Source organism: uncultured Rikenella sp. (genome assembly GCF_948810725.1).
Classification (GTDB): Bacteria; Bacteroidota; Bacteroidia; order Bacteroidales; family Rikenellaceae; genus Rikenella.
Genome location: NZ_CAQIVA010000039.1, coordinates 1 through 16,894 on the forward strand (window position 1 = coordinate 1; position 16,894 = coordinate 16,894).

Below are 16,894 nucleotides of genomic sequence, written 5' to 3' on the forward strand. Positions count from 1 at the left end.
CCCGTCCACGGGACGTGGGGCCCGCACGGCCGACGCGTTCGCGTCATGGCGCGCGAAAAAAGAATGGGGGTAGAGGCGGCCAGTAAACCACCCGAAGGGTGCGCCCCGGGCTACCGCGACGGAGGCAATACAGGGCGATTGGGCGGCCTGACAAGCGTCGGCCACCGTGGGTACAATTGGTCTTCCGCCACGGACGACATTGGCGGCCTGGACTTGATTTTCTCTTCGCAGGCCCTCGGCACCGACTACTCGGACGACCGCGCCAACGGTTTTCCGTTGCGCTGCCTCTCGGAATAAACGGAGGTGCGCGCTCGCAATGGACAATAGGCTCGAACTACTTTAATTTGCTCTTTGAATTAACACCTGCGGTTTGAAAATCGCACTACTCGCTCTCGGTCTTAGCAGTCCGCCGCTAGCGGGGCGCAATCGAGCTTGCGAAAATACAATTGCCTTAGCGGGTTGAAACCTGCGGGGTTTAGGGTAGAGGCTGACAGCAAAAGACGCTGTGCGTCCCTCCGCTGCGGAAGGCTTCGGCCCACACAACCCTACGGCTCACAAGAGCACTGCCAATTTGTTTTCGGCCGCAGCCAGCGGAGAACGAATATTAAGGCTGAGGCGGCCAGTAAAAGACGCTGTGCGTCCCCTCCGCATCCGGGGGCTGCGGGCCGACCGTTGTCACGAGGACTTAGCTATTCGCTCGCGGCCCAAAACCTGTCAAAAGCTGCCCAATCCACCGCCCCTGCCCAGCCCCAAGCTCGGCCCAGCGCGGCGGGAAAACCGGATACGGTTTTCCCGCCTGAAGAACAAGCATAGCCCAAAGCTCGCCCCAATTCTCCGCCCCGTGTCAGCCTCACTGCGGCTCCGTTGTCGCTCCGCCGCGTTTTCGCGCGCCTGCGCGATTCATCTATATTCGGCTTACCGCCGAAATAGCTGAATCGCTCCTTTAGGCGTGGCGCGCGTCTTTGGCTACAGGAGGGTACTGCCCTTACGCCGGGCGGGCGGTGCCTTCCGGCACTCGGAGTGGGCAGCCTCGGCCCAATTCCTCGCTCCGTTCTTTGTCCGCGCGCTGGCGGAAATCTTATTCAAACACAAATCATGCGTTTGAATGATTTCCTACTCCAGCGGTCGCGCGCGATCGAGCTCTGTCCCGCCTCAAACTGTTCCTTTTGTTCATAAAAGGAACCGAAAAAACTTTAGACGGATGCTGACGCATCCTCAAGCTGCCGACGCCCCAACCCGTCGCCCGCAAAACACAGACAATAACCCGGAACCCACCACCCGATTCCGCCAAACATTCATACTATGATCACATACGACACCCAATTCCGCGTACCCTACGGCGACGTAGACCGTATGGGGTTTTTCTACCACTCCCATTACGTTGAACTGTTCGACATGGGACGCACCGAACTGATGCGCAGCATCGGGCTGCCGAACGCCGAAATCGAAGCGAACGGCGTCATGCTCCCCGTGCTGAAAGTCGAAGTAAACTACAAGAACCCAGCCTATTACGACGACCTGCTCACCGTCCGCACCACCCTGCGCGAGCTTCCCGGCGTGAAGATCCGATTCGACTACGAAGTTTTCCGCGAAAACGGCGAACGAATCACCACCGGCTCCGTGACCCTCGCCTTCATGCACGCCGACACCAAGACCGCCTGCCGCCCACCGCAAGCCCTATTGGAAAAACTCGCCCCCTTTTTCCGCTAAACCGCCCCACATTTCGACAAAAAGCATTACCTTTGCCAAAATTTATTAACCGGTACCCATTATGTCGTTCATAGATGAAAAAATCGTCGCCGAAGGCCTCACATTCGACGACGTGCTTCTCGTTCCCGCCTACTCCGAAGTCCTGCCGCGCGAAGTCAAAGTCGCTTCACGATTTTCACGCCACGTGCCCATCAACACCCCGATCGTTTCGGCCGCCATGGATACCGTGACCGAAGCGGAACTCGCCATCGCCATCGCCCGTCAGGGCGGGATCGGCGTCATCCATAAGAACATGCCCATCGAAGCCCAGGCCCATCAGGTGCGCAAAGTGAAACGGGCAGAAAACGGGATGATCTACGACCCGATCACCATCAAAGCAGACGGCACCGTCGGCGAAGCCAAAACCCTGATGCACGACAACAAAATCGGCGGGATACCGGTGATCGACGACGACCGCAAACTCATCGGGATCGTCACCAACCGCGACCTGCGGTTCCAGACCGACGCCGCCAAGCGCATCAAGGACGTGATGACCAAAGACAACCTCGTGACGACCCACAATCCGGACCTGAACGAAGCCGCCAAGATCCTGCTCAACAACAAGATCGAGAAACTGCCCGTGATCGACGACAACGGGAAACTCGTCGGCCTGCTCACCTACAAAGACATTACGAAAGTACAGGACAACCCGAACGCAGCGAAAGACTCCAAAGGACGGTTGCGCGTAGCGGCAGGCGTCGGCGTCACCCACGACACCATGGAACGCGTGGCGGCACTCTATGAAGCCGGCGCAGACGCCATTGTGATCGACACCGCACACGGACACTCGCGCGGCGTAGTCGAAAAGCTCAAAGAAGTAAAAGCGAAATACCCCGATTTGGACGTCGTTGTCGGGAATATCGCCACCGCAGAGGCCGCCAAGATGCTCGTAGCCGCAGGAGCCGACGGCGTGAAAGTCGGCATCGGGCCCGGTTCGATCTGCACCACCCGGATCATCGCCGGCGTCGGCGTACCGCAGCTCAATGCCGTCTACGACGTGGCATCGGCCTTGAAAGGCAGCGACGTTCCGGTGATTGCGGACGGAGGGATTCGGTATACGGGAGATATCGTCAAAGCAATTGCCGCCGGCGCAGACTGCGTGATGGCCGGTTCGATGTTCGCCGGCGTGGAAGAGTCGCCCGGAGAGACCATTATCTACAACGGTCGTAAATTCAAGACCTACCGCGGCATGGGCTCGTTGGAAGCCATGCAAAAAGGATCGAAAGACCGCTACTTCCAGGACGCCGAAGACGACGTGAAGAAGCTGGTGCCGGAAGGGATCGCTGCCCGCGTGCCGTATAAAGGACAGCTCGCCGAAGTGATTTATCAGATTATCGGCGGTTTGCGCGCCGGGATGGGCTACTGCGGCGCGAAAGACATTGAAGCTTTGAAAGGCGCAAAATTCGTTCGGATCACCGCATCGGGGATGCAAGAGAGCCATCCGCACGACGTGACGATTACGCGCGAAGCGCCCAACTACAGCAGACAAGATTAGCCTCCTATTTTTGAGCCCTTCTATATTTTCAGAAAGCGCATTTCTCTTTGTTCTGGAGAAACGCGCTTTCTGATTTTTTTACTTTCCATCTTTCCTCTGTGCCCTCTCTCGGGCTCTGCCGACACATCGTCCAAATCTCCGCTTTCCGCCCCGGGCAACCGCAGCTACAGCTCGGGCACACCGGGCGGCATTGGCGGCAGCGGTTACAGTTGGCTTTCCTCAGCCAGAGAGCCCAGCGGCGTGTTCTTGAACTTCGGCACGCAGTACCTCAATCCCAGCAGCGTGGACTATCGCGGCTACGGTTTTCCGTTGCGGTGCCTCTCGGAATAAACGGGTCAGACCGCCCCGGGCTTCCGCGGCTATTATGTAGGAACGCTAAGCAATACAGGTAGCAGCGGATTCAGCTGGTCTTCCGCCACGAACGACATTTACGGTCAATATTTTGACCTCGCCATAACTTCACTCTATCCGAGCAATTCGAGCGGTCGGGCTCACGGTCTTCAGTTGCGTTGCCTCTCGGAATAAACGGTACCGCTCGGCATTCGAACCGGGCTTCCGCGCACCTACGACAGGCAACCTGTGGAACATGGGTTGTCATGGATTTTGCTACTCTTCAACCGTCATCGGCTCCCAAAGCTTGTTTTTGAGTTTCGACCCGACCATACTCAACCCCGACAGCAAAAACCATCGCGCCCACGGTCTTCCGTTGCGCTGCCTCTCGGAATAAACGGGGTGCCGCTCGGCACGCGAAAGCTAGCCGGGCCTACCCTTTCTGTGGCTTGACTTTGTGCGGGCGAAGCCTGCGGGGCCCACGGCAACGTTAGTTGCGGGCCTCCGCTGCGGGAGGCTTCGGCCCGCGCGACCCTAAAGGGTCGCAAAACTCCGCCACCAGCACCGCCCAAATCGGCTAAATTCAGCGACAAGTCCGGCGGTTCTACGAACCGCAAAAGCACAGCCCATTCGTTCTATACGCGACAACAGTTCGCCGCCAGCGGAGGCGCAACGAGCCCCGACGAGTTGCAGCCCTCCGCCTGCCGGGCGGCGGACTGCGCGACTCTGCGAGTCGCAAAAGTTCAGCCCCAAATCCAAACCCCAAGCACAGCCAAAAGCAAAGCCCAATACTCCGCCCAAAGCCACGCCCCATACTCCACCCCGCGTGCAAAAAAGCTACAACTCCATCGACATCACATCCCGCTCATCGATCCGCTCCCCATTGAGATAGACCTCGATCGAGATCGGCGCCACCCGACGCAACATATCCGACACCCCGCAATAACGCTGTTGCGACAACGCCACCATTTTCAGCGGTTTGGCCGGCTCTATCCCCTCCCCTTCGAACCGATACCTCAACCTCATCGCCGTGTACAGCGACGGCACCTCCTCCGTTTTGTCCGCCTCCGCCTCGATCTCGATCCGCGTGAAATCGACCCTCATTTTGCGCGCCAACGAAGCGATATCCATCCCCGTACACCCCGCCAGCGCCACCAGCAACAACGGCTTCGGCCGCGCCCCCAGATTCATCCCCCCCATCTCTTCCGACGCATCCACCACAATCGTGTGTTCGCCGATATGCGCATCATACTGCATCCCCCCCTGCCAATTCAAAACAACCTTGTCCATAACGAATTCTTTTGATCGAGAAAAATAGCGTATCAAAAATACGACCGAAAACGACACCTTGTACCCCCCTCGAAGAAAAACACCCGGCCCCGCACCAAAAGAACCGCCTTATATCCCATCAGCCGGACATAAGGCGGTTCTCATTCATTCGGTCGGAAAACTCCGGAACCTCACCTAACGGATATGGTCGAAGCACCGCCGCTTCTTAGCCCACTCCTCCGCACTGTTTGTCGGGTTCTCCAATGCATCGAGCTGAGCCACACACGCCTTGAGATCCTTCATCAGCAAATCCGCCAAATCGATCCCAACCCCCTGCCGCGCCACAATCCGCATAATGATGACATCCTCCATATCGGCCGGCATCGTATAAGCCGGCACCTGCCAGCCCTGGATATGCAGCCGATCCGACAAATCGTACAGCGTCCATTTCCGCTTCGGATCCTCCTTCAGTTTCCAGATAAAGAGCGGGTTCGGCATCTCATCCGAGAAGAATTCGAAAATCCCCATCTTTCGGAGCTCTTCCCGCAGGTAGAGGCAGACATTCAGCGAGCTGGCCTGTACATCGTGATAACCGTTCCACCCGAGCCGGATCAACTGATAGTACTGCGCCAACACCTGATTCCCCGGCCTCGAGAAGTTGATCGAGATGCTCGGCACCTCGGCCCCCAGATAATTGACCGCGAAATTCATCTCCTTCGGCAGATAAGACTTGTCTTTCCAAATCACCCATCCGAGCCCCGGATAGACCAGCCCGAACTTATGCCCCGACGTACTGATCGAGAGCACCCATTTGAGCCTGAAATCCCACTCGACCTCCGGATAGATGAACGGCAGGATGAATCCGCCCGTCGCCGCATCGACGTGGATACAGATTTCCCACCCGTTCTGCGTATTGAGTTTGTCGATCGCATCGTCGAGCGCCTTCACATCGTCGTTCAACCCCGTGATCGTCACCCCCTGGATCGGCACCACACAGATGGTATTTTCGTCGCAGAGTTTGACGACCTGTTCCGGATCGAGCGTGATGTGCTCCGCCGTAATCGGCACCTGCCGCATTTCGACATCCCAGTAGATAGCGAACTTTTCCCACACCACCTGAAAGCAGGACGAGATCACGAAATTGGGTTTGTCGGTCGGTTTACCCGCCGCCTGGCGCCGTTTTTTCCATCTGAACAGTGCCGACAGCGCCCCGAGCATACACGCCTCCGACGACCCCACGGTACTGGTACCCATACAGTACTGTTTACCGTCCGCCTCCGGCGAGTTCCACAGCTTAGCGATCATATTCACACACCGGCGTTCGATTTCGGCCGTTTGCGGATATTCCGTTTTGTCGATCATGTTTTTGTCCATGGTTTCGGACATGATTCGACGTGCGCTGTCATCCATCCAGGTAGTGACGAACGTAGCGAGATTCAGACGGGAGTTCCCGTCGAGCATCGCTTCGTCATGAACGATCTGATAGGCGATATCCTCCGCCGTACCCTCCTTGGTTATCTCAGTTTTCGGAGCCACGCGTTGTTCTTCGTTAGAACCGAAGATAGGCGTGTCGATCACATCATTTTTGAGCATCGGGAACTTTTTCATGATTAGAATGTTTTTGAATGAGTTATTTAAATACTTCGTTCTCCTATTGTGGAGGACGCCCTGATACGTTCCAAATACTGTGCCATACCCGCCCGGCTCCGCGGCAAAATTTCGACCGCCCGTTTGAAAGAACAACAACCTGCGTTTTTGTTGCAATCTCGCAACAAAAACGCCTGATAATCGGTGTGATTATCAGGCGTCCTAAGCGGGAAACGTACTCCGAGCCCACGCTGCGCGCCGGAACCTCTCTCTCCCGAACCCTTCAAAGGAGACCCAGGTCTATGTTCTCCGAAGCCTCCACCCTCCTCCAAACAAAAAAACGGACAGCTCATAAAAGCTGTCCGTCTCCGAGCGGAAAACGAGACTCGAACTCGCGACCCCAACCTTGGCAAGGTTGTGCTCTACCAACTGAGCTATTTCCGCAATTATATGTTTCGCCCCTATCCCTTGCCGCGGTTGGAACCCCCTCTCGGAAACGGCTGAACCGCCGTTTCGGGCAAAGTTGTGTCCTACCAACTGAGCTATTTCCGCACTAATATGTTTCTCCCCGGCCTACCCAATGGATATTCTCCTCAAGCCCTCGCTGCGAATCCGGCAGCAAAAATAACACCTATTTTCGATTACGCCAAATATTTTTCCCTTTTCCGATACCCCCAAGCATCGAAAACCTCAACACTCGATTCAGTTGCCCAGCCTCACCACCTCTCCGATCCCCGGCATCACGACCGGTAACGAATCCCGCTCCGCCAACCTCCGCGCATGCTCCAGAGGCTCATCCCACGCATGCCGCGCCAGCGCATACTTCGAGTGATGCACCGTCACGATCCGTTCCGCCCCCAGCTCCCTCGCCGCACGTCCCAAATACTCCGGCATCGTGTGAATGTACCGCCACGCCTCGTTGTACTGACCGTTTTCGAGCATCGCCAGCGTGATACCCGGAAACCGGCGTCCGATATCCGCAAACCGATCGTCGTATCCGCCATCCCCTCCGATGTAGATGCGCTGCGTCGGCGAATCGATCAGAAACGAAACCCACAGCGTCCGGTTCCGCCGCAAGCCGCGTCCCGAGAAGTGACGCGTCGGCAGACAAACCACCCTGAATCCCTCCTCCGTCATCGCCTCCTCGTCCCAGTCCAGTTCGACGATCCGTTCCGGTTCGAACCCCCAATATTCGAAATGCTCGCCCACCCCCAACGGACAGACCACCCGCCCGACCCGCTCGCGGAGTCGCACCACCGTCTCGTAATCCAAATGATCCCAATGGTCATGCGTAATGACCAGATAGTCGATCCTCGGCATGTCCTCCGGCGCATACGCATCCGTAGCCGCAAACGGACGGTTGACGAACGAGACCGGCGCAGCCCGGCAAAAAACCGGATCGACCAGTATCCGCCGCCCGGCCGTCTGCACCAAATAGGACGAATGCCCGAACCACACCAGCAACTCTTGGTTCGCATCCAACGCTTTCAGATCGGTTCGCGTCACCTCCATCGGTTCCGTCGGCCTCACCCCCGCCGCATCCTCCCGAAAGAGGAACTTCCACACCGTCCTCCACCATCCCCCCTTCGACGCCATCATCACCGTCGCCTGCCGGTTCCGAAACTCCCCGTCCCGGAAATTCGGCGACCTCTCGATCCGTTCCTTCCGTTCGCCGCGCGGCAGCCGACCGAACTGCGGCCGGTTGAGAAACACGACTGCCGCTATCCCCGCAATCGCCACCAGCCCCAATAAGACAACTCCCATTCGTACAACTATTTTCACTTCGACACTCCCAATTTATTCAGCATTCAAGACGTCTCCCCGTCAATCGAGCGCAACGCCGTATCGGATCAAGGCTTCGAGATGGTCGTCCTCGTCCACCGCCGAGAACGACCCGCCCCGTACATTTTCGTATCCGTACCGCCCGAAACATTCGATCACCAGCGGATCGACATCCCGCCGATTTCGGACACTGCCCATAGGCGTTTCGAACGGATCGGCCTGGACCAGCCCCACCGGTTTGTATTTTTTCGTCCACTCGGCCCCCCTTCCGTACTCATGTTTTCGCAACGTGCGCTTCAGGTCTCGCGTATAACCGACAAAATATTTTCCATCCCGCAACTCCAAGACATAACGCACCAGGGCCTGTGCCGCGAACTGCTGCTTCGAGGCTTTGACCTGGCGGAAATAGCCGCAACGATGCAGTTTCCGGAGGGTCTTCTCCTCCGAGACTTCGCACCAGCTTCCTCCCCTCACCCGTTGCCACCCTTCGCGTTCCATCCACTCGATCGTCACCCGGTTTTCATACTTATCTTCGTCGTATTCGGTCTCAACATAGAAGACCTGCCGCTCCGAACACCGGACGACCTTATGCAATTTAGTCCATTCAGCCCCCTTTCCGTGGAGATGTTGTCGATACCGTCCGTCGGGATGGTGCGTTTTTCCCACGTACCAGAAGCCGTCTTCGAGCTGAAGGACGTAAATATGAATCGGATAGGTGGAATCGGGCACATACATAGCGACCGGAAGATACGAAAAAACGGCGATTCGCACAATTTGGCCCCGAACCGCCGGTTCCCGCCCCGGACAACCACCTTGCAAACTCAGGCGATTTGTTAGGCGTGGGCAATTACGGCTACAGTTGGTCGTCTGCCTCAAGGGAGGGTTATGGTGTATTCTTGGATTTTGGCGTGACGTGGCTTCGTTCCACAGGCACGTACTACTGTGCCTACGGTTTTCAGTTGCGCTGCCTCTCGGAATAAACGGAAAGACACGTGTTCGCGAGGAACAATGAACAATTGGGGTTGTCTGTGGTTAGAGTGCCGAACGACACCGCCCCGGGCTACCGCGGTTACGGAGACGGTAAAGCTTGGAATGTCGGCGACGGAGGTTTCGGTTTTTCCCCCGCTACCTCTCCCCGTGAAGAGTATGCCTGTTGCATAACCCTGAATTTCGGAGTACAAAGGCTCAATCCGACTACGCTGGACAGTCGCGGCTTCGGTCTTCAGTTGCGTTGCCTCTCGGAATAAACGAGGGACACGCTTTTTGCTTAAGCGCAGTCCGCCGCCAGCGATGAGCCGCATAAAACCGTCCCGGGCCTCCGCAATGCAGGTGTATTGTATAATCTGGGAAATGGCGGTTTTGTCTGGAGTGCTATGATTAACCACATTTACGGTCTATACTTGGATTTTTACGCTTCCCAGCTCCAAACAAGCCAGAAAACCGGTCGCTCTTCTGGTCTTCAGTTGCGTTGCCTCTCGGAATAAACGGGAAAGGAGTGGGGCGGTGAATAAGGGGCTGGGCTACCCTACTCTCTTGGACGGGCTGAAGCCTGCGGGGCCCAAAAGCAACGTTGAGTTGCGGGCCTCCGCGGCGGGAGGCTTCGGCCCGCGCGGCTCTGCGAGCCGCAGAAGCTCAGCCAATTTGTTTTCGGCCGCAGCCAGCGGAGAACGAATATTAAGGCCGAGGCGGCCAATAAAAGACGCTGTGCGTCCCCTCCGCATCCGGGGGCTGCGGGCCGACCGTTGTCACGGGGACTTAGCTACTCGCTCTCGGCCCAAAGCACGGCCAACAGCTCGGCCCAACCCATCGCCCAAAGCCAAGCCCTTTGCTTGGCCCTGCGCGGCTCGAAAACCGTAGCCGGTTTTCGAGCCTGAAGAACAGACACAGCCCAAAGCTCGTCCCAGTTCTCCGCCCGTATCAGCCTCACTGCGGCTCCGCTGTCGCTCCGCCGGAGCCGCTCGGCACCCGAAAGATAGCCGGGCCTATCCCTATTCCCGTCGCCCGCGGCAATTCTTGCCGGATTGGCCGAGTGCCAACCGGCAGAATATGCCCTCTTTACGCGGGCGGGCGCGCCCACAGGGCGTTTTAATGCCAGCCTCTACCCCAGTTCTCTGTTCGCGCGCCTGGGGAAATCTTGTCAAAACGTGCCAGCACATTTTGACGATTTCCCTCTTTAGGCGGCGGCGCGCGCTTTAATTTGAGGGTACTGTTCTTTCTGTGAACAGAAAGAACCAAAGAAACTTTAGACGGATGCTAACATCCTCAAGCTGCGTTTCGCTTAATCAGCTCCGCCCAACCTACGATCACTCGTGGGCAAGCCACCCAAAACCGCCTCCGAAGATTCACTTCCCCGTCATATTTCCCCCATTTTGCGGAGTTCCGCTTCGCACGCCTCCATTTCACGGAAAAACGCCTCGCCGAAACGACGGATGATCGGCTCCCGCAGCGTCCTATAGAGCGGTTCCCCCCGCTCCGCCCCCAGCACCTCCGCCGCCCGGCAGACCTCCCACCGGTGATACTGCAACCCCGTCATCCCGTTCGAGAGCCTCACCAGCCGAATCGGATAGAGATGACACGAAATCGGTTTTCGGAACGGCGTGCGGCCCTCCCGCCACGCCTTTTCGATCGCACACCACGTCACCCCATTCTCCCGGATCGCATAGACACACTCCGCCCCGGCCGCGACCAGCGGCGTCGTGAGGTCACCCTCTTCGTCCGTCACCGCCACCCCCAGCCGCTCCACCACCCCGATCCCCTCCTGCGTCATGTACGGCGCATAGTGCTCCCACTCGTTTTCCAACTCCGCCACCTCCTCCGCATCGAGCGGAGCCCCCGCATTACCCTCCACACAACACTCCCCGCGGCATGCCCCCAGATCGCAACAAAAACGAGCCGTAAAGAGCTCCAAACTGATGATTTTATCGTCTATCTGTATCATTTCAAGTCCTTTCCCGTAATGTATGCAACAAAGATAGAGTTTCTTCCCCAAATCGCCCCCGTCCGGTAAACATACACCGAACATAGTTTCCGATCAATAGCGGATTTTCGGAAAGTTTGGCCGACCTTTGCCCATGCAATACCCCATGCAGAGTGTTTTCTGTGCGAAACATTTTCTATCTTTGTCGGTGTCGGGAGCATGGCTTCCGGCAGACATATTGATGAAAGTGTTTAGCTTTTGTCCTTGATAGGAAATCTGGTAAATTTCAAAAACGCAAGGATAGCAATAACACTCGTCACTTGTATTAAGTGCATCTCATTCTGAGGTTGTACTCTATACAGGTGTGGGGTATTGTTTATTTGCGTTTGGGCTTACCAGAGCCTCCTATCGGATAAACTAACGACTCCACACTTTCTTTTTCTAAACACCCAGTCTTTCGCGGAGTCGGAAGGACGATATCTTTTCGAAAAAGATGAAAAAACTTCTTCTCTTGTGTGTCGTGTCGCTTTTTTCGAGCATCACACTTGCGCAGAACACCAATTTACAAGACGTCATCTATCTGCAAAACGGCTCGATCATCCGTGGGACGATCATCGAACAGATACCTGGCAAATCGTTGAAAATCGAGACACGTGACGGCAATATTTTCGTCTATCAAATGGATGAAATCAGTAAAATGACCCGGGAACAAGCATGGAACCGCTCTCGAACCCGCCCGAATCAGTTTTTGAGTAAATCGAACGGCTACGAAGGTTTCGTCGAAGCAGGCTATGGAATCGGAGTAAGCGGCTATGCCGGGCGGTTCGAACTGGATATCGTCAACGGCTACCGCTTCAATCCGTATTGTTTCCTCGGAGGCGGCGTAGGATTCAATATCTTTACCAATGGCGAAAATTTCGTCACCATTCCGGTATTCATTCAGGGACGATTCAACCTGTTGGATAGAAACACCTCGCCTTTTTTGACACTAAACCTCGGATATAACATTTCCACCAAGAGATCGGAAGTCTACAATCGCTATTATACGACCGTCACCTATCGCGGCGGAGTGCTATTCGAACCCGCACTGGGAGTCGCTTTCCGGGTCTCGAACCGGGCATCCGTAACTTTCGGCGTCGGCTATTCGCTGATGCAACTTCAATTGAAAGCGGAGAGTTCATATTATGAAATTTCAGAAGTGGAAAAAGAGTTGACACAAGCCGTGCGACTGAAAATCGGAGTGACTTTTTAAACGACATAATACCCCCGTCCCACTCCAAGCAGGCGGCTTTCCTTTTTCATCCCGCCGCCAGCTCCTCGGGAACACCCCCTTGCACCGACGGCACTTTTTTCATACCTTTGCACCCGTTCGGCGCACAATTTGCCATACCTGCGCACCGTTATACCATTGCTTGGGGCTGACCGGTTTTGACAGCGGGTTAAGAGTCTCGGGGCAAGCATGCCGAGGGTTGTAAGGGACCTCGTTAAACGGAACTTTCAAACTACAAATGGCAATAACAGCTATGCACTCGCTGCGTAATCTCACCAAGTGACATTACCTTAATCCGCCCGGCCAAGGAGCCGGGCCGACGAGTACCCGCCGGAAAGGGACCGCTTTCAGCCCGTTTCGGCAACGGGTATCAATCAATTGAGAGATAGCCTCCCGGCAGTCCGGGCCGAGGGGCGAAACACAACGGACTACGGATCGGGTTCGGACGTCTTCCTCCTGGCCCCCTCCCGACAACGAAGCGAAGACTAAGCATGTAGAACACTTCGGGGTTCCTCGTTTGGACGAGGGTTCGATTCCCTCCAGCTCCACGAATCGCTGTAAATCATTGATTTATAGCGATTTATGAAATTCATTCCGCGGTTAATTTGGTGCACTTTTGTATAGTGGCCAATTAACCGCTCCTGAGGGCTTCTGTATTCTTGAGTATGGGGATACTTCAAACACAGATGCCTTATGAGAACTCGGAATTTCAGAAAGGTGGAAGTTATTCTTCCAAAGGCTTCCACATTCAAGGGGCGCTTGTGCGTCCTCTACTCGGTCTATAACCCGCGGACGGATCGTTTGGAACGATACCGGATCGTACGGGGATTCAAAGCGTGTGCGGACAGGCAGGAAGAGACCAAACTGGCCGCCAAAATCATCAAAGAATATACGCTCAAGCTCCGAGCCGGTTGGCGGCCGTGGGCGGACGATGCGGTTATCTACTCCGACGAGACCGAGTATCAGGCTATTGCCGGTATGTTCGGGACACAACGGCGGGATGGTTCTCATATTCGGCGACATGTCTCGAAATTCATTGAAGAGAAGCGGCTGTCGGTATCGAAGAAGTCGATGGAGAGCTATGTATCCAAACTCCGGATTTTCGTGCTGTGGTTGGAGAAAAACGACCTGATCGATCGGCGGGTATATGAAATCGATGATGCCGTTATCAATCGTTTCGTTACCTATCTGATTCAGGAACGGCAGCTGGATCGTCTGTCGATCGAAAAGTACCAGCAGAATCTGAACCAGTTTTTCAAATACTGTTTGTCCCGAAAACTGATCGACCGCCTACCTACTACTACCATTCCGAAACCTCCGAAGCGTCAGGACATGGCCGCCCGGCCGATCGCCGATTGCGACATGCAGAAGCTGCTGGCTTTGGTGGCCAAGGAAGATCCACAGTTTTTTGTGGCCTGCATGTTCGAGTTTTTCCTGTGTTGCCGACCGGGAAACGAACTTCGGCTACTAAAAGTGGAGGACATCAATCTCTTTACGCAGACCGTCCACATTCGGGCAGCAAACGGCAAGACCGGAGCGCGTAACATCACGATGCCGGAGGCATTGATAGAGCTGTGTCGAAAGCATAGAATTACCGACTACGCTGCTTCGCACTACGTTTTTGGTAACGATGGAGAGCCGGGGCCGATCCCGTGGGGCAAGAACTACTTTAACCGTCGGTTCCGGGAGTTTCGGGAACGGCTTCACCTACCGTCGGGCTACAAGTTCTACTCCCTGAAACACACGGCAGCCGGTAAATTGCTGGAGTCGGGCGCGTCGATCGTGGAGGTGCGAAACCATCTCGGCCACCGGGATTTCGAATCTACGATCCACTACATCCGCCGTCACTTCGGCGAACGCTCAGAGAAAGTGGCGAACTTCCGCCCGGATTTTTTGAAGGATTGTAATCTTTTTCTCAAAAAAATATTGATTTCTCTTGTAAAATGCAGCGTACGCACTTTCCTTTGCTATTGAACCAAACATTAGAATCTTATGAAACGAGAAATCACTTTGCGTTGCACTACTTGTGGTAGTGAAGATTTGGAATTCACTCAAGTACAATCCCATGTAAAATGTAATTGTTGTGGCCGCGAATATTTAGGTGGCTACGATGAGGTCGTTGAGCTTAACCAAGAACACATTACTCAGCACATAGAATCATTCAAAACTGAGATAGAAAAAGAGTTAAAACAGAAACTCATTTCATCGTTGAATTCAATAACGAGAAAACATAAATGCTTTAAAATAAAATAGTCATGAAAATATTGGATTGGATGATTTCCGCAGGAGCTTTGTTAATGTCAGTTTATACTTTTTTCAAACATGACAAGAAACTAAAAGATCAAGAAAAAAGACTCAATGCGATAGCCATACAAAAACATGAAGAGGAAGAAATATTGAAACGAAGTGCAGATGTCAAAGGAAATATCATTAAGGAAGAGAAAGGGAGACGTGTACTGAGAATTTATAATAAAGGCCAAGCGAATGCTCGTAATATAAGACTGAATATTTTGAGTGAGACAGAGGGACTCATCTTGTTTAGATTTGATGAAAAACTTCCGTATGAACTCTTAACGCCTTATGATAAATTTGATCTTATATTCTTTTGTACAGAGGGGTTTGTACCTACTTTAAAAATTCAATTGATATGGGATGATGATTATAAAGACAGATTTTCAGAACAGGTTTTATCTATCTAAACATAAGAGGTATCCATAAAGATACCTCTTTTTTACTCCCTTCCCCACCTTTTCCATGCGGCCCAAGCGAGGGCGAGGAGGATGAGGCCGGCGGTCAGCCATAGCTGCCACTGTGATCGGGCTTTCTTTTCGGTTTGTCGGTCGGCGATCGCCTCGGATTGGGTTTCGCGGCGAGTATTGTCTTGGAGCGTGGTTTCCGTTTGTTGTTTGAGTGTGTCCACCGTCTGCCGGTGGGTGTCGGTTTCCCGGTTCCGGCGGCGATCGATGACGATAACGCGCTTGAGCGGCGGTCAGCCGGTGGCGGAATCGACCGGCCGGGTCGTGTCGAACTCCAGCTCGATCCGCCGGGCATCTTCGGATTCGGCGCTGGTGGACTCGGTCGCAGTGTGTGCGATCGCTTTGGTTGTTTGGCGGGATTCCGCGCGTAGGTCGGTCTGTTCGTTTACTGCTGTTGTGGTTTGCAACGTTTCGTGCACGCGCTTCGAGGTCGCGCAGCCGGTCAGCATCCATCCTCCGAATGCTACTATACTATAAAGGAATATGTGTTTCATTTGAGGTGTAGTGTTTGGTTTCTGTTTGCTCCTGCGCGGTAGGAGATGTGGATCCACTTGTAACCGGATTCGTCGATCAGCTGGTCGAATGCGATCTTTCCGGCGGCCTGCATTTCCAAAATTTTGTCGAACAGCCGCTTGTTTTCGGCCGGGGTTCCCACGGTGATGTCGGCCGCCTCGCCGCGCAGGTGTTGGGAGGTGGAGACACCGCCTACCGCCGCGTTCAGTTTCGGGCTGCGGTAGCCGCTGTTTACGGCAATCGGGCCGCCCCACGCGGCGCGGATCGGGTCGAGCAGCTGTTCGATGAGGGTTTGCAGCTTGCCGGCGATCGCTGCCGAGGGCCGGTTGTCGATGCCGCGTCGGCGGGCGGTGTCTGACACGCAGAGTTCTTCGATGGTAAAATAGGTCATGTTAAAATCTGTTTTCAATCTCAGTTACTACTTATTCAAAAAAAAAACGATTTTCTTTGCACATCCCAGCGACAGGTAAAGGCATCGCGCGGTTTCTTTGCATAGCCTCAGAACCCCGACTGCGGCTCCCGGTCGGCACAGCCGCGACGGTTGCAGAGGCGGATCTCGACGGACATCAATTTCAACTCCAGCTCGTGGATGCGGGTGTCCTTCTCGTCGCAGCGGTCGCGCCACTGGCCCACCGTGTCGAACATACCGGTAACCCGTTTCGTCAGCTCGTCATTACTTGCTTGGAGGGCTATCAATTTCTGTTCGCGATGTTCGGCGATCTCCTTCCATTCGTGGGCAGCGAGGGTGTTCAGGTCGGCCTCGGCGCGGGCGGCTTCGGCCTGCTTGATACGTCGGTTCTCGCGGCGGTACATCCACACGCCTCCGCCCAGCAGGCCGGCGGCGGAGAGGACACTCAGCAGGTTACTGATATTCGTTAGCCATTCGGTCATAGTTCACTCTTAATATTGCGTATTCTTGTTGCGCGGGGGCGTCTGCCACGGCGTGACGCCCGCTTGGTAGTCGTTACGGGTGATGATGCCTTCGATGTTGAATTTCTTACCGGTTACCAACGTCACCTCCAGCGTGAAATAGGCGTAGTTCAATGACGACTGTCCGAATGCCGTCGAACCGGGGCCATTGGAGTTGTAATACGGGTTCCACTCGATCGTCACATATTCTTGCGGAGTATAAAAGCTCTCACGCACGGACACATAGAACGGCGAGGAGACGTTCACCAGCCGCGCGCTCTGGATCTTGACCCGCGTCGAGGTGTCGGTCGTCTTAT

18 protein-coding genes, 1 tRNA gene and 1 other RNA gene are annotated in these 16,894 nt (G+C 54.9%); 10 read left to right on the top strand and 10 right to left on the bottom strand.

Annotated features, from left to right (window positions below):
* The 3 genes from Q9S52_RS08680 to guaB form a co-directional block, all read left to right on the top strand.
* Positions 1 to 297: hypothetical protein (locus tag Q9S52_RS08680; protein WP_304708831.1), on the top strand; the 297-nt coding region annotated here is incomplete at its 5' end.
* Between the two features lie 1,005 nt (positions 298 to 1,302).
* A complete protein-coding gene (locus Q9S52_RS08685; RefSeq protein WP_304708832.1) occupies positions 1,303 to 1,710 on the top strand; it encodes a thioesterase family protein in 408 nt (135 codons plus the stop codon).
* 61 nt (positions 1,711 to 1,771) lie between these two features.
* On the top strand, positions 1,772 to 3,244 hold the full coding sequence (gene guaB, locus Q9S52_RS08690; RefSeq protein ID WP_297831852.1) for an IMP dehydrogenase: 1,473 nt from the start codon (positions 1,772 to 1,774) through the stop codon (positions 3,242 to 3,244).
* Between the two features lie 1,167 nt (positions 3,245 to 4,411).
* On the opposite strand, the gene Q9S52_RS08695 is transcribed toward guaB, so the two are convergent.
* The 5 genes from Q9S52_RS08695 to Q9S52_RS08715 all read right to left on the bottom strand — a co-directional run bounded on the left by Q9S52_RS08695 (position 4,412) and on the right by Q9S52_RS08715 (position 8,947).
* A complete protein-coding gene (locus Q9S52_RS08695) occupies positions 4,412 to 4,864 on the bottom strand; it encodes an OsmC family protein (protein ID WP_294593666.1) in 453 nt (150 codons plus the stop codon).
* A 174-nt stretch (positions 4,865 to 5,038) separates the two neighbouring features.
* Positions 5,039 to 6,451, bottom strand: a complete 1,413-nt coding sequence (locus Q9S52_RS08700; protein ID WP_304708833.1) for a glutamate decarboxylase — start codon at positions 6,449 to 6,451, stop codon at positions 5,039 to 5,041.
* Positions 6,452 to 6,801: 350 nt separating this feature from the next.
* Positions 6,802 to 6,874: transfer RNA gene (locus tag Q9S52_RS08705), tRNA-Gly, on the bottom strand.
* Between the two features lie 258 nt (positions 6,875 to 7,132).
* Positions 7,133 to 8,194, bottom strand: coding sequence for an MBL fold metallo-hydrolase (locus Q9S52_RS08710; RefSeq protein ID WP_304708834.1), 1,062 nt, complete (start codon positions 8,192 to 8,194; stop codon positions 7,133 to 7,135).
* A gap of 60 nt (positions 8,195 to 8,254) precedes the next feature.
* A complete protein-coding gene (locus Q9S52_RS08715) occupies positions 8,255 to 8,947 on the bottom strand; it encodes a GIY-YIG nuclease family protein (RefSeq protein ID WP_304708835.1) in 693 nt (230 codons plus the stop codon).
* 95 nt (positions 8,948 to 9,042) lie between these two features.
* Between Q9S52_RS08715 and Q9S52_RS08720 the strand changes: the two genes are divergently transcribed.
* Together Q9S52_RS08720 and Q9S52_RS08725 are read left to right on the top strand one after the other, a co-directional pair.
* Positions 9,043 to 9,192, top strand: coding sequence for a hypothetical protein (locus tag Q9S52_RS08720; protein WP_300851050.1), 150 nt, complete (start codon positions 9,043 to 9,045; stop codon positions 9,190 to 9,192).
* Between the two features lie 42 nt (positions 9,193 to 9,234).
* Positions 9,235 to 9,459 (top strand): hypothetical protein, encoded by a 225-nt coding sequence (locus Q9S52_RS08725; protein ID WP_304708836.1) that lies wholly within the window; start codon positions 9,235 to 9,237, stop codon positions 9,457 to 9,459.
* A 1,106-nt stretch (positions 9,460 to 10,565) separates the two neighbouring features.
* On the opposite strand, the gene Q9S52_RS08730 is transcribed toward Q9S52_RS08725, so the two are convergent.
* Positions 10,566 to 11,150, bottom strand: a complete 585-nt coding sequence (locus Q9S52_RS08730) for a DUF3109 family protein (protein ID WP_304708837.1) — start codon at positions 11,148 to 11,150, stop codon at positions 10,566 to 10,568.
* A gap of 472 nt (positions 11,151 to 11,622) precedes the next feature.
* Here Q9S52_RS08730 and Q9S52_RS08735 point away from each other — a divergent pair, with 472 nt between their 5' ends.
* The 5 genes from Q9S52_RS08735 to Q9S52_RS08755 all read left to right on the top strand — a co-directional run bounded on the left by Q9S52_RS08735 (position 11,623) and on the right by Q9S52_RS08755 (position 15,098).
* Positions 11,623 to 12,381: a hypothetical protein gene (locus tag Q9S52_RS08735; protein WP_304708838.1), complete on the top strand. Its 759-nt coding sequence runs from the start codon at positions 11,623 to 11,625 to the stop codon at positions 12,379 to 12,381.
* Between the two features lie 162 nt (positions 12,382 to 12,543).
* Positions 12,544 to 12,950: a transfer-messenger RNA gene (gene ssrA / locus Q9S52_RS08740) on the top strand.
* A 142-nt stretch (positions 12,951 to 13,092) separates the two neighbouring features.
* Positions 13,093 to 14,373, top strand: coding sequence for a tyrosine-type recombinase/integrase (locus Q9S52_RS08745; protein ID WP_304708839.1), 1,281 nt, complete (start codon positions 13,093 to 13,095; stop codon positions 14,371 to 14,373).
* Between the two features lie 18 nt (positions 14,374 to 14,391).
* Complete coding sequence (locus Q9S52_RS08750; RefSeq protein WP_304708840.1) at positions 14,392 to 14,652, top strand: hypothetical protein; 261 nt, start codon at positions 14,392 to 14,394, stop codon at positions 14,650 to 14,652.
* Between the two features lie 2 nt (positions 14,653 to 14,654).
* Complete coding sequence (locus tag Q9S52_RS08755) at positions 14,655 to 15,098, top strand: hypothetical protein (RefSeq protein WP_304708841.1); 444 nt, start codon at positions 14,655 to 14,657, stop codon at positions 15,096 to 15,098.
* Between the two features lie 290 nt (positions 15,099 to 15,388).
* Here the strand turns inward: Q9S52_RS08755 and Q9S52_RS08760 are convergent, their stop codons facing one another.
* The 4 genes from Q9S52_RS08760 to Q9S52_RS08775 form a co-directional block, all read right to left on the bottom strand.
* Complete coding sequence (locus Q9S52_RS08760; RefSeq protein WP_304708842.1) at positions 15,389 to 15,649, bottom strand: hypothetical protein; 261 nt, start codon at positions 15,647 to 15,649, stop codon at positions 15,389 to 15,391.
* Positions 15,646 to 16,059, bottom strand: a complete 414-nt coding sequence (locus Q9S52_RS08765; protein WP_304708845.1) for a D-Ala-D-Ala carboxypeptidase family metallohydrolase — start codon at positions 16,057 to 16,059, stop codon at positions 15,646 to 15,648. Before Q9S52_RS08765 ends, Q9S52_RS08760 begins: the two co-directional genes overlap by 4 nt.
* 107 nt (positions 16,060 to 16,166) lie before the next feature.
* Complete coding sequence (locus tag Q9S52_RS08770) at positions 16,167 to 16,559, bottom strand: hypothetical protein (RefSeq protein WP_304708843.1); 393 nt, start codon at positions 16,557 to 16,559, stop codon at positions 16,167 to 16,169.
* Positions 16,560 to 16,568: 9 nt separating this feature from the next.
* A partial coding sequence (locus Q9S52_RS08775; RefSeq protein ID WP_304708844.1) for a hypothetical protein occupies positions 16,569 to 16,894 on the bottom strand: 326 nt, incomplete at its 5' end.